Raw genomic sequence first — 12,698 nt, 5'->3', positions numbered from 1 at the left:
ATCTCCGAGGCAGAGACTGAAGCAGCGGGGCGGCGCTGGTGCCGTCCCGCAATGTCAGGATTCCGGCCTATTGCTGGATCAGGTTGTTGAACTTCTCCGTCGCCTCGACGAGGTTGTCGCGCCAGAATGCGGCATCCTGCAACACCTGCTTCTTGACGTTTTCGGGCGCCGAATTGATGTCCTTGATCCGCTCCGGCGGGATCTTGCCGGTTTCGAAGGCCTTCTCGTTCACCGGTCCATTGTCGACATAGAGCGGCAGATTGGCCTGCAGTTGCGGGCTGACGAACATGGCCAGCGCCTTCATCGCCGCGTCCTTGTTCTTGGCGCCCTTGGGGATGACCATGCAATCGGCGGTGAGCACGCCCTGGTCGAAGGAGAAGCTGACCGGCGCGCCTTCCTTCTTCAAAGTGCCGGCGCGGCCGTTCCAGATGCTCGCCATGTCGACTTCGCCATCCTTCACCAGTTGCATGGCCTGGGCGCCGGAGGTCCACCAGGCGTCGACATGGCCACGGATCTTGTCGACCGATTTCAGCGCGCCGTCGATGTCGACGGGATAGACCTTGTCGATCGGCAGGCCGGAGGCAAGCGCTGCGACGCTCAGCGTCTCCGTCGCCTGGCTGCTGCTCAGCGCACGCCGTCCCGGAAACTTTTCCACGTTCCAGAAGTCGGCCCATGTCTTCGGGCCCTTGTCGCCGAAGACGTCGGTCCGGTAGATCAGCACGACGGACGTGTAGGAAATGCCGACCCAATCGTCATGCACCAGCTTGGGGTTGATGCCGCTCTTGTCGATGATGCCGTAATCCAGCTTTTCGAACAGCCCTTCCTTCGAGCCGCGCGCGCATTCGTCGGCGCCGAGTTCGGTGATGTCCCATTTCACCGCATTGCCGGTCACCTGCAGGCGTACGTCATCGAGGCCGTTGGTCGTGTCTTCCTTGATGGTGATGCCGAGCGCATCGGCGGTCGGCTTGAAGAAGGCCTTGGTCTGTGCCTCCTGATAGGTGCCGCCCCATGAGGCGACGGTGATCGTGTCGGCGGCGACCGCGGGCACTGCCACGGAGGCAATGAGCCCGGCTATCGCTAGAGTTCTAAAGCTGGTGGTCCTGTTCATTTCGGTTCTCCGACCGGTGTTCCCATTTGTTTTTGATTTGGCATGCGATTTTGTATACAATTTAGAATGTAGCCGAGAGATCGGTGTTGTCAACTGCGACGGGCGCGATCGGTTGGACGGCGGGAACGGCGCCGCGGGGCGTGGCAAATTACGCCGACTGCGACTACAAACGAGGCGATGTCCGGCTAAAGCGGCCGGAGAACTGGAAACGGAACTTGGCCAAGGAACCAAAAAACACGCTGCGCGACTCGGTCTATTCCGCGCTCAAGGCGATGATCGTGACCGGCCAGATTTCGCCGGGTTCACGCGTCACCGAAAGCGACATCGCGGCGAAACTCAATGTCAGCCGCACCCCCGTGCGCGAAGCCTTCAACCGCCTGGAGCGCGACGGGCTGGTCACCGGCCGGCCGCGCCAGGGCTATGCCGTCACCGAGTTCGACATCAACATGTTCCGCGAGGCCTTCGCCATCCGCGAACTGCTCGACGGTCATGCGACCGAACTGGCGGCGGCCGCCGCGACCGAGAAGGACAAGGCGCGGCTGCGCGCCATGCTGGCCGAATGCGAGCGGCTGGCCGCCATTCCCGACCGCACGACGCGGGAAAAATTCCAGGAGCTGGAGGTCGGCATCGATCTCCACCGCGTCATTGCCGAGATCAGCGGCAATGTCATGCTGCATGGCATGCTGTGCGGCATCCTCGACAAGTGCCAGCACTATGTCTGGACCGAACTCTTGTGGCTCGATGAATGGAAGATCGCCCGCGACGAACACGCCGAGATCGTCGAGGCGATCTGCGCAAATGATATCAGCCGCGCCGGCGCGCTGGCCCGCGCGCATGTGCGCGGTTCGCGCGAGAACGTGCTGCGCCTGCTGCAGGCGAAATCGGATTATCAGAGCTTCCTGGCCAAGGCGTCCTGAGCGGACAGCCATTCATCCTACCAGGTCCAGGCGCCCTTTCCGAGCGTGGCCACCGCGTCGACGATCCGGGTGAAGCTCGCGCGGGCGCGGCCAACGGCATGCCGGGCCCTGAGATAGCCGTGCACCAGGCCGGGCTCCTCGAACCAGGCGGCGCGCCCGCCCGCCGCGACGATGCGGTCGCGATAAGCCTCGCCATCGGATGACAGCGGGTCGCACTGGGCGGTAATCAGCACGGTCGGCGGCAGATTGGCGAAATCGGCATCGGCCAGCGGATAAAGCGTGATGTCACCGGTCTGGTCCACGCCGCCGGTACGGATGTGTTTGTAGAATTCAAGGTCGCGCACCGTCAGCATCGGCGCTTCGGCATGCGTCACATAGGAGCCGCGCGCGCGATCGCCGCCGAGGCCGGGATAGATCAGCACCTGGCCGATCGGCTTTTTCGCGTGGCCACGTGTCGCGTGCGCAACGGCGGCGCAAAGATTGCCGCCGGCGCTGTCGCCGCACAGCAAGACCGGGCGGTCGTAGGTCCCGGCGGCCCATTCGATGGCGCTCATCGCATCCTCGAAAGCGGCCGGATGCAGATGCTCCGGCGCCAGCCGGTAGTCGACCGAGACCACCTCATAACCGGTGCGGCCGCAAAGCTCGGCGCAGACGTCGTCATGGCTGTCCAGCCCGCCGAGGATGAAGCCCCCGCCATGGAGGTAGAGCACCATGGCGGCATGGTCCGGCTTTGCGTTGCGGTAGATGCGCATCGGGACATCGCATGCCGGCCCGGCAATAGCGGTCGTCTCGGCCGTCACGCCTTGCGGATAGCCGGCAAAGAACTCGCGGCACATGCGATCGTAGATCTCGCGCTGCTGCGCGATCGTGTAATCGATCGTGTCGGGCGGATAATAGGAATTCGTCCGCTCGATGAAGGCCCAGGTCTCGGCGTCGATGAGTTTGATGTAGTCGGTCATGCTGCTTGGACCGACTTCGAAGATCGAGCCCAGGCACCCCCCTCTGGCCTGCCGGCCATCTCCCCCGCAAGGGGGGAGATTGGCAGCTTCGCCTGCGGTGCTTTTGTCGCAGCGCTGGCGATTGGCGAAGGCGGAAACGTCATCCGATCTCCCCCCTTGCGGGGGAGATGCCCGGCAGGGCAGAGGGGGGTGACAGGCGCCGTCATCTCTGAATTATTTCCCCTTCCAAACCGGCTCCCGCTTCTCCGCAAACGCGCGGAAACCTTCCATATTGTCCTCGGAACCGTACAGCGCATCGACCGTCGGCAGTTGCCGGCGCGTCACCTTGTTCATCGCCTCCTGGAAGGTCAGCGATTCCGCCACCCGCGCGGTCTCCTTGATCGCTGCGAACACCAGCGGCGGGCCGCTGGCGAGCAGCCGGGCGATCTCCCAGACGCGGTCCTCGAGCTTTTCCTTGGGCAGCACCTCGTTGACCAGGCCCCAGCGATGCGCCTCGGCGACATCCATCCAGCGGCCGGTGAGCAAAAGGTCCATGGCGACATGATAGGGGATGCGCTTCGGCAGCTTGATCGTCGCCGCGTCGGCCAGCGTGCCGGCGCGGATTTCGGGCAGCGCGAAGGAGGAATGATCGGAGGCGTAGATGAGATCGCAGGACAGCGCCAGCTCGAAGCCGCCGCCCACCGCCATGCCGTTGACGCAGGCGATGACCGGCTTGTTCAGGTCGCGCAGTTCCTGCAGACCGGCGAAACCGCCGACGCCATAGTCGCCGTCGACCGCGTCGCCGCTCGCGGCGGCCTTCAGGTCCCAGCCGGCGCTGAAGAACTTGTCGCCGGCGGTCTTGACGATGGCGACGCGCAGGTCGGGATCGTCGCGGAACGCCTTGAAGGTTTCGCCCATCAGCCGCGATGTTTTCAGATCGATGGCATTGGCCTTGGGGCGGTCGAGCGTGACCTCGAGGATCAAGCCTTCGCGGCGGGTCGAAATGACGTCAGGCATTCTTGTTTTCTCCCAGCACCAGCAATGCATCGGCGATCCAGGCACCCTTGCCCTCGGAGCAGACGATCAGTGGATTGATGTCGAGTTCCTCGATCTCGCCGGCATTCTCCTGCACGAAGCCGGCAATGCCCGCGATGGCGTCGATGGCGGCCGCGAGATCGGCCTTCGGCCGACCGCGATAGCCTTCGAGCAGCGGGAACAGTTTCAGGCCGCGCAGTGCGGCCTCGATGTCGTCGCGCGTTGCCGGCAGCATCAGCGTGACGCTGTCGCGCAGCAATTCGACCAGCACGCCGCCGGTGCCCAGCGTCATCACGGCGCCGAACATCGGGTCGCGGGTGAAGCCGACGATCAGTTCGGCGACGCCGTCGCGCACCATGCGCTCGACATAGAGCCCGGTGCCGAGCGGCAACAGGTCATGCGCCGCGGTGCTGACCGATTCGGCGTCCTTGAGGTTCAGCCTGACGGCGCCGACCTCGGACTTGTGGGTGACGCCAAGCGCCTTCAGGGCGACGGGAAAGCCGAGCGCCATCGACGAGATCACCGCTTCGACCGCATTGCCGGCGCGTTCGCCTTTTGGCACTGGAAGCCCGGCCTTGATCAGCCGCGCCTTGGCTTGCGCCTCGTCGGGCGTAACATGATCGCCACCGGCCGCGCCCGACGCCGATGTATCCACCGGCTGCGCCTGCGGTTCGCGCCAGGCCCAGCCGATGAAGGCCGCGGCTTGGGCCGCATCCATCGCCTCGGAAATGCCGAACAGCGGCACCATGCCCCGCGCCATCAGCTCGGCGGTGTATTCCTCCGGCAGGTTCTCCGGCAACGAGGAGACGATGGCGCCATGCGCCTTGTTGGTCTTTAGCGCCGATTCGAAGGCGCGCAGCGTCGCCCACCAGTCGGTCACCGAGCAGCGATCGGGACGCGGGAAGTCGAGCACCAGCATGTTGAGGTCGAAGCCGCCCGACACCATGGCGGTGAAGGTGGCGGTCATCGCCGGCTCGTTGTTCCAGATGAAGGTGTGATAGTCCAGGGGATTGGCCACCGCGACCAGCGGCCCGAGCGTCGATTTGACATGGGCGCGATGGGTGTCGTTCAGGACCGGGAAGTTGACCCATCGGCCTTCGGCGCTGTCGGCCATGACCGATGCCTCGCCGCCCGAACAGCTCATCGACGACAAGGTATAGCCAGGCAGCGGGCCGGTGATGTGCAGCAGCTTCAGCGCCTCGATGAAGGAGGGGATGGAATCGACGCGAGCGATGCCAAGCCGCTTCAGGAAGGCGCCGGAAGCAGCGTCCGAGCCGGCGAGTGACGCCGTGTGCGAGACGGTTGCCTGCCGCGCCTGCTCGGAGCGGCCGACCTTCATAGCGATGATCGGCTTCTTGAGCTCACGTGCCCTTGCCGCCAGGCGCTCGAAGCCGGCTACCGAATCGAACGCCTCGATGTGCAGGCCAAGCGCGGTGACGCGCTCGTCCTCGATCAGGCCGAGCGCCATTTCGGACAGGCCGGTCTGCGCCTGGTTGCCGGCGGTCATCAGGAAGGCGATCGGTAGGCCGCGCTTCTGCATCGTCATGTTGATGGCGATGTTGGACGACTGGGTGATGATGGCGACACCCTTGCCGCCGCCTTCCAGCCTGATGCCGCCATGCTGGTCTGGCCACAAAAGCGCGCCGTCCGCATAATTGATCAGGCCGTAGCAGTTCGGTCCGATGATCGGCATCTGGCCGGCGGCGGCCACCAGTTCGGCCTGCAGCCTTTCGCCGTCCTCGTCATAGGCCTCGGTCTCGAGGAAGCCGGCGGCAAAGCAGACGGCGCCGCCGGCGCCGCGTTCGGCCAGCGCCTTGACCACCTCGATGGTGAGGTGCCGGTTGACGCCGACAAAGGCGGCGTCCGGCGCGCCGGGCAAATCGGCGACGGATCGGTAGGCCTTGCGTCCGGCCACTTCGTCCTTGGTTGGGTGCACCGGCCAGATCTCGCCGGCAAAGCCCATCTTGATCGATTGCGCGACGACGGCGGCGGCCTGCACGCCGCCGAACACGGCGATCGATTTGGGGCGCAGGAGGCGTTCAAGTTTATGCATCGATCAAGCCCCGAACGGACGCAGCAGCGCCCGCGAAATAATATGTCGCTGAATCTCCGACGTGCCTTCCCAGATGCGCTCGACGCGGGCGTCGCGCCAGATGCGCTCCAGCGGCAGGTCATCCATCAGCCCCATGCCACCATGGATCTGGATGGCCTCGTCGGCAACGAAGGCGAGCATTTCGGTGGCCTTCAGCTTGGCCATGGCCATGTCCTGGTCGGTGACGGTTCCCTGATCGTACTTCCAGCCGGCTTCGAACACCATCAGGTCGGCGGCCTTGAGTTCCGTCGCCATGTCGGCGAGCTTGAACGACACGCCCTGGAATTTGCCGATCTGCTGGCCGAACTGCTGGCGCTGCGCGGCATATTCGACCGCATGGCCGAGCGCTCGCTCGGCACGGCCGAGGCAGGTGGCGCCGACCTGCAGGCGCGTGGCGCCGAGCCAGGAATTGGCGACGTCGAAGCCCTTGTGCACCTCGCCCAGAACCTGGGATGCCGGCAGGCGGCAATCGTCGAATTCGAGGATGGCGTTGGTGTAGCCGCGATGCGAGACGTTGCGATAGCCGTCGCGCACCGTGAATCCCTTGGTGCCCTTGTCGACGAAGAAGGCGGTGATCTTCTTGCGCTTTCCGCGCGGTGAATCCTCTTCGCCCGAGGCCATGAAGACGATGGCGAAATCGGCGAGATCGGCGTGGGAGATAAAATGCTTGGTGCCGTTCAGCACCCAGTCGTCGCCATCCTGCACGGCGGTCGCCTTCATGCCGCGCAGGTCGGAGCCGGCGCCCGGCTCGGTCATCGCCAGGCAGTCCCATTTCTCGCCGCGGATGCAGGGGAAAAGATATTTTTCGCGCTGCTCCGGCGTGCCGGCGAGCAGGATGTTGGAGGGGCGCGCCACGCAGGTCCAGTGCAGTGCGTAATTGGCGCGGCCGAGTTCCTTCTCGTAGAGCAGCCAGGTCACCGTATCGAGCCCCGCGCCGCCGACATCGGCAGGCATGTTGGCGGCATAGAGGCCCGCCTCGATCGCCTTCGCCTTGATCTCCTCGATCAGCTCGCGGCGCAGCACGCCAGTGCGCTCGACCTCGCGCTCGTGCGGATAAAGCTCGCTCTCGACGAAGGCGCGCGTCGTCTCGACAATGAGTTTCTGCTCTTCCGAAAGACCGAAATCCATGGTCTCAGCCCTTCTTCTTTTTCTTCGGCTTTTCGGCTTTCTTCACCGGCTTGGCGGCCCTGGCCCTTTCCGCTGCCTTCGAGGCCACGGGCTTCTTCGCCGCCAGCTTGGCCAGTTGCTTCGTATAGTCCTTGTGCAGCGCGCCGGCACCCCACCCCTTGCCCTTGTTCTGCTTCGACAGCGCATCCATGATCGCGACCAGATTGTCGTCGCGGATCTTTTCCAGCTCGCGGATCGACAGGCCGTGCGCCTGGTCGTCCGACTGGGTGGCAATCAGGTCGACCAGCTCGTCGTTGAACTCCGGCACGTCCATCAGCTTGGTCCACGGCCATTTCAGGCACGGCCCGAACTGCGCCATGAAGTGGCGCATGCCGGCCTCGCCGCCGGCGACGCGATAGACCTGGAACATGCCCATCTGCGCCCAGCGCAGGCCGAAGCCGTAGCGCATGATGTCGTCGAGTTCCTCGACCGTGCAGATGCCATCCTTGATCAGCCACAGAGCCTCACGCCAGGCGGCTTCGAGCAGGCGGTCGCCGACGAAAGCCTCGATCTCCTTGCGGATGACGACCGGCTTCATGCCGATCGAGGCATAGATCTCCTTGGCGACTTCGATGGCTTCCGGGAAAGTCTGGTCGCCGCCGACGATCTCGACCAGCGGCAGCAGATAGACCGGATTGAACGGATGGCCGACGACCAGCCGTTCCGGGTGCCTCTTCATCGCCACCTGCATGTCGGTCGGCTTGATTCCAGAGGTCGACGAACCGACGATGGCGTTGGCCGGCGCGTGGGTGTCGATCTCGGCCAGCACCTTGTGCTTGAGGTCGAGCCGTTCCGGCACGCTTTCCTGGACGAAGTCGGCATCCGCGACCGCCTCGGCGATGGTCTTGGCGAAGGTCAGCTTGCCCTCCTTGGGCAGGCCGCCCGGCACCATCTGCCTATAGGCGCGGCGCGCGCCCTTCATCACTTCCGAGACCTTGCGCGAAGCTTCGGGATCGGGATCGAAGATCGACACGTCGATGCCGTTGAGCAGGAGCCGCGCCACCCAGCCGGCGCCGATGACACCGCCGCCGATGGCGGCCGCCTTGTTGATGATGCTCATTGAGAGGCTCCGGTTCTTGTCCTGGCGGTTTCGGGATCGGTGAGAGGCACGCGCTCGCCGGCGCGGATGACCGATGGGTCGTAGGCTTTGCGGGCGAAGACTTCGAGCACGAACGGCCGGAAGAAGTCGATCGGCAGCGTCTCATAATCAGGGTCGAAGCTCGACTGGTCCCAGCGTTCGCAAAACTGGTCGCAATCGTCGAAATAGGCATGGCCGGCGAAACGGTCGCGCGCATGGCGATTGCCGCCGAGGTGGTGGGCGTAATAGAGGCGCTGGAAGTCGCCATGCTTCTCCACCACCCAGGTGCATTGCTCGCGCACGAAAGGTTTCAGGATCGAAGCGGCGTATTCGTCGTGATTGTAGGGCGCGTAGATGTCGCCGATGTCGTGCAGCACGGCGCAGGCGATCCAGTCGGTGTCGGCGCCGTCGCGCCAGGCCCGCGTGGCAGCCTGCAGCGAATGACCCAGCCGGGTGATCTTGTAGCCGGACAGGCCTTCGTCGAGCTGCACCAGCGCGTCCAGCAGCCGCTCGCCGGTCCTGGCCGCGTAGTCGATCTCGTGCGCGGTCAGGAACTCGTAGTCTTGCCTGTCGCCATCCTTCATGGCGGTGAATTTTACAGTAGCCATATCGACCCTCCCTGCGAATAATTTATGCCGCGATCGGCGCTCGCTTGGTCAGGTTGAGCTTCTTGCGCACTTCTTCCGGCCCCAGGATCCGGGCGCCGAGATTGGTGACGATCGAGGCGGCACGCTCGACCAATTGCGCATTGGTCGCCAGCACGCCCTTGTCGAGCCACAGATTGTCCTCGAGGCCGACGCGGACATTGCCGCCGGCGAGCACGGCGGCAGCGGCGTAGGCCATCTGATTGCGGCCGATGGCGAAAGCCGACCAGTTCCATGTCGACGGCACGTTGTTGACCATCGCCATGAAGGTGTTGAGGTCGTCGGGCGCCCCCCACGGCACGCCCATGCAGAGCTGCACCAGCGCGTCCGGATCGAGCACCTTTTCCTCGACCAGTTGCTTGGCGAACCAGAGATGCCCGGTGTCGAAGGCCTCGATCTCGGGCTTGACGCCGAGCGCCGTCATCATGCCGCCCATGGCGCGCAGCATGCCGGGCGTGTTGGTCATGACATAGTCGGCCTCGGCGAAATTCATGGTGCCGCAGTCGAGCGTGCAGATTTCCGGCAGGCACTGGCGCACATGTTCCATGCGGTTGGTGGCGCCGCCCATGTCGGTGCCTTTTTCGTTGAGCGGCAGCGGCGCTTCGGGCGAGCCGAACACCATGTCTCCGCCCATGCCGGCGGTGAGGTTCAGGATGATGTCGACATCCGCCGCGCGGATGCGCTCGGTCACCTCGCGGTAGAGATGCACGTCGCGCCTGGGCTTGCCGGTTTCGGGGTCGCGCACATGGCAATGGACGATGGCAGCGCCGGCCTTGGCCGCGTCGATGGCCGAATCGGCGATCTGCTTGGGCGAGCGCGGTACGTGGGGTGAGCGATCCTGCGAGCCGCCGGACCCGGTCACGGCACAGGTAATGAAGACCTCACGGTTCATCGCGAGCGGCATCGAAACTCTCCTCCCATTCGAAACAGCCCCTACCATCGCTCGACTTGATCAAAGCTGCTTTGCGTTTTACGAAGGTGACATGATCAAAAGCGAAAAATCCGTCTTTCGCGCCGAACGTGAGACCCTCAAGGTAACGTTCCTGGTGTTTTCCGGCTCCTCGATCATGTGCGTCGCCTCCGCCGTCGACCCGCTGCGGGCCGCCAATCGCATTTCCGGCGAGACCCTGTTCGACTTCAAGCTGGTCTCGGTGACAGGCGAGGCGCCGGTTACCACCTGCGGCCTGCCGGTGGCGGTCAGCGGCCGTTTCGACGCCAAGGAGACAACCGACGTTCTCGTCGTCGTCGCCGGTTTCGGCACCCAGAACTACGCGACGTCGGCCCTGCTTTCAGGCTTGCGGAGGGCGGCGCGGGCGGCCCGCGCGTGCGGCGGCGTCGAGGCCGGCACCTGGCTGGTGGCGCGCGCCGGCCTGCTGGAGGGCCGCAGCGCCACCACCCATTGGGAAGACATGGAGGATTTTTCGTCCGCTTTTCCCGGCGTCGATGTCCGGCCGGACCGCTATGTCATCGATGGGCCGGTGTTCACCTCGGGCGGCGCCTCGCCGACCTTCGACTTGATGCTGCACTTGATTCGCACGCGGCTCGGCATGGCGGTGGCGCTCGATGTCGCCAGCGTCTTCATCTACGACCAGGCGCGTGCCGCGACCGATGCCCAGCCGCTGGTCTCGCTCGGCCGGCTCGACGGCTACGATCCGCGCCTCGCGCAAGCGATCCGCTTGATGGAAGCGCATGTCGACCAGCCGCTGACCATCGACGCGGTGGCCAGGCGCGCCGGGGTGACGGCGCGGACCCTGGAAAGCATCTTTCGCAAGTCGATCGGCGAGACGCCGGGCGCCTACTATCTCAGGCTGCGCCTGGGCGCCGCGCGCCGGCTCGTTGTCGACACGCGGATCGCCATGGCGGATATCGCCGGGCGGACGGGGTTCTCGTCTGCCGCGGCCTTTTCGAGAGCATTTTCAAGGGCTTTTGGCGAAGCCCCTGTCAGGCTTCGCCGAGGTTGAATCCAGGCGGCTCAGGCGGCGTTTTGCCGGTCGCTGCCGCCATCGATCTGCGAGCGCATCTGTCTGGCCAGATGGGTCTCGAAACGGCTGGCAACAGCACGATCCCATTCGTTGGACCGGCGCGCGCCATCCCTGGGATGCGGCATTGCCATCAGCCGGTCGATGATCGATCCGGCCTCGCCAGGTGAGAGCAGGGCGTCGATTTCACGTTCGTTCTGCATATCGGTTCGCCTCCTTCTTCCTCTCCCGCCACGAGCCATACCTATACGAGATTCGTGACGGCAGTTTGAAGGCAAGAGCGAGGTCATTGAGAGGCGGCAAGGGGCAAAACCTTGTCGTCGATTTCAGCATGGCGCGCAGAAAGTTTCCGCGCGCCAAGCTTTCGAATCGCATAGTGCGCCGGCTTGGATTGCCGACGGTCAGGCAGCGTCAGACGTAGCGGTTGACGATGTTTTCGAGCAGTTCCTGGCGGCCGGAGCGCGGTTGCGGCTCGATCTTCTTCTTCACCACGCGCTCGGCGATCTCTTCCAGCGTCCGCTTGCCCGACAGCATCGCCTTGGCCTCGGCGCTGTTCCAGCCGGCATAGCGCTCGGCGAGCGGACCCGATAGCGCCTTGTCCTCTACCATCTTCGCTGCCGCCTTGAGGCCGCGCGCGCAGGAATCCATGCCGCCGATATGGCCGATCAGCAGGTCCTGCGGGTCGAGCGACTGGCGGCGCAGCTTGGCGTCGAAATTGGTGCCGCCTGTCTTGAAACCGCCGGCCTGGAGCACCTGGTAATATGCCAGCGCCATTTCCGGCACGTTGTTGGGGAACTGGTCGGTGTCCCAGCCCGACTGGTAGTCGTTGCGGTTCATGTCGATCGAGCCGAAGACGCCGAGCGCATTGGCCAGCGCCAGTTCGTGCTCGAAGGAGTGGCCGGCCAGGATGGCGTGGCCCTGCTCGATGTTGAGCTTGACCTCCTTCTCCAGGCCGAAGCGCTTGAGGAAGCCGTAGACGGTCGCGACGTCGTAGTCATACTGGTGTTTTGTCGGCTCCTGCGGCTTCGGCTCGATCAGGATCGTGCCCTTGAAGCCGATCTTGTGCTTGTAGTCGACGACGAGGTTCAGGAAACGGCCGGCCTGTTCCTGCTCGCGGGCAAGGTCGGTGTTGAGCAACGTCTCATAACCCTCGCGCCCGCCCCACAGCACGTAGTTCTCGCCCTTCAGCCGCTTGGTGACGTCGATGCAGCTCTTCACCGTCGCCGCCGCGTAGGCGAACACATCCGGATCGGGATTGGTCGCCGCGCCCGACATGAAGCGGCGGTTGGAGAACAGGTTCGCCGTGCCCCACAAAAGCTTGACGCCGGTCTGCTTCATCTTGCCGGCGAAATAATCGGCGATCTCATCGAGGCGGGCCGCACTTTCAGAGAAATCCTTGCCCTCGGGCCGCACATCGGCGTCGTGGAAGCAGAAATAGGGAGCGCCGAGCAGCGAGAACATCTCGAAGGCGACATCGGCTTTGAGTTTCGCCAGTTCCATCGTGTCGATCCCGCCGGCCTTGGGGAACCAGGGACGGTCGAAGGTCTGGCCGCCGAACGGGTCGCCGCCCGGCCAGGCGAAGGAATGCCAGTAGGCGACGGCAAAGCGCAGATGGTCTTCCAGCCGCTTGCCGGCCACCACTTCGTCGGGATTGTAGAAACGGTAGGCCAGCGGATTGGTCGAATCCGGTCCTTCATATTTGATTGTCTGGATATCGCCGAAAAAGCCGCTGCTCATGGT

General features: G+C 64.5%; 12 protein-coding genes. 2 read left to right on the top strand and 10 right to left on the bottom strand.

Going from position 1 to position 12,698, the window contains the following annotated elements:
- Positions 1 to 67: 67 nt before the first annotated feature.
- Positions 68 to 1,108: an ABC transporter substrate-binding protein gene (locus tag MESAU_RS03205; RefSeq protein WP_015314610.1), complete on the bottom strand. Its 1,041-nt coding sequence runs from the start codon at positions 1,106 to 1,108 to the stop codon at positions 68 to 70.
- Positions 1,109 to 1,323: 215 nt separating this feature from the next.
- Between MESAU_RS03205 and MESAU_RS03200 the strand changes: the two genes are divergently transcribed.
- Positions 1,324 to 2,025 (top strand): GntR family transcriptional regulator, encoded by a 702-nt coding sequence (locus MESAU_RS03200; protein ID WP_041163600.1) that lies wholly within the window; start codon positions 1,324 to 1,326, stop codon positions 2,023 to 2,025.
- 17 nt (positions 2,026 to 2,042) lie between these two features.
- Here MESAU_RS03200 and MESAU_RS03195 read toward each other — a convergent pair whose 3' ends face one another.
- From MESAU_RS03195 to bcoG, 7 genes are all read right to left on the bottom strand, one after another.
- On the bottom strand, positions 2,043 to 2,984 hold the full coding sequence (locus tag MESAU_RS03195) for an alpha/beta hydrolase (protein WP_015314608.1): 942 nt from the start codon (positions 2,982 to 2,984) through the stop codon (positions 2,043 to 2,045).
- A 213-nt stretch (positions 2,985 to 3,197) separates the two neighbouring features.
- A complete protein-coding gene (locus tag MESAU_RS03190) occupies positions 3,198 to 3,980 on the bottom strand; it encodes a carnitinyl-CoA dehydratase (protein ID WP_015314607.1) in 783 nt (260 codons plus the stop codon).
- On the bottom strand, positions 3,973 to 6,051 hold the full coding sequence (locus tag MESAU_RS03185) for an acetate--CoA ligase family protein (protein ID WP_015314606.1): 2,079 nt from the start codon (positions 6,049 to 6,051) through the stop codon (positions 3,973 to 3,975). The genes MESAU_RS03190 and MESAU_RS03185 overlap by 8 nt, the downstream gene beginning before the upstream one ends.
- A gap of 3 nt (positions 6,052 to 6,054) precedes the next feature.
- A complete protein-coding gene (locus tag MESAU_RS03180) occupies positions 6,055 to 7,218 on the bottom strand; it encodes an acyl-CoA dehydrogenase family protein (protein ID WP_015314605.1) in 1,164 nt (387 codons plus the stop codon).
- Positions 7,219 to 7,222: 4 nt separating this feature from the next.
- Positions 7,223 to 8,317 carry a carnitine 3-dehydrogenase gene (locus tag MESAU_RS03175; protein ID WP_015314604.1) on the bottom strand — a complete coding sequence of 365 codons (1,095 nt, stop codon included), beginning with the start codon at positions 8,315 to 8,317 and terminating at the stop codon, positions 7,223 to 7,225.
- Positions 8,314 to 8,943 (bottom strand): HD domain-containing protein, encoded by a 630-nt coding sequence (locus MESAU_RS03170; RefSeq protein WP_015314603.1) that lies wholly within the window; start codon positions 8,941 to 8,943, stop codon positions 8,314 to 8,316. Before MESAU_RS03170 ends, MESAU_RS03175 begins: the two co-directional genes overlap by 4 nt.
- Positions 8,944 to 8,965: 22 nt before the next feature.
- Positions 8,966 to 9,883 (bottom strand): 3-dehydrocarnitine:acetyl-CoA trimethylamine transferase BcoG, encoded by a 918-nt coding sequence (gene bcoG / locus MESAU_RS03165; protein ID WP_015314602.1) that lies wholly within the window; start codon positions 9,881 to 9,883, stop codon positions 8,966 to 8,968.
- A gap of 79 nt (positions 9,884 to 9,962) precedes the next feature.
- On the opposite strand from bcoG, the gene MESAU_RS03160 reads away from it, so the two are divergent.
- Complete coding sequence (locus MESAU_RS03160) at positions 9,963 to 10,940, top strand: GlxA family transcriptional regulator (protein ID WP_015314601.1); 978 nt, start codon at positions 9,963 to 9,965, stop codon at positions 10,938 to 10,940.
- An 11-nt stretch (positions 10,941 to 10,951) separates the two neighbouring features.
- Here the strand turns inward: MESAU_RS03160 and MESAU_RS03155 are convergent, their stop codons facing one another.
- Together MESAU_RS03155 and xylA are read right to left on the bottom strand one after the other, a co-directional pair.
- Complete coding sequence (locus MESAU_RS03155; RefSeq protein ID WP_015314600.1) at positions 10,952 to 11,161, bottom strand: hypothetical protein; 210 nt, start codon at positions 11,159 to 11,161, stop codon at positions 10,952 to 10,954.
- 208 nt (positions 11,162 to 11,369) lie between these two features.
- Entirely contained in the window at positions 11,370 to 12,695 is a 1,326-nt protein-coding gene (gene xylA / locus MESAU_RS03150; protein WP_015314599.1) for a xylose isomerase, read from the bottom strand.
- Between the last annotated feature and the right edge of the window lie 3 nt (positions 12,696 to 12,698).

The sequence above is a fragment of the Mesorhizobium australicum WSM2073 genome (assembly GCF_000230995.2).
Classification (GTDB): Bacteria; Pseudomonadota; Alphaproteobacteria; order Rhizobiales; family Rhizobiaceae; genus Mesorhizobium; species Mesorhizobium australicum.
The sequence above is the reverse complement of the archived record's forward strand: the minus strand, read 5'-3'. Positions and strand labels throughout refer to the sequence as shown.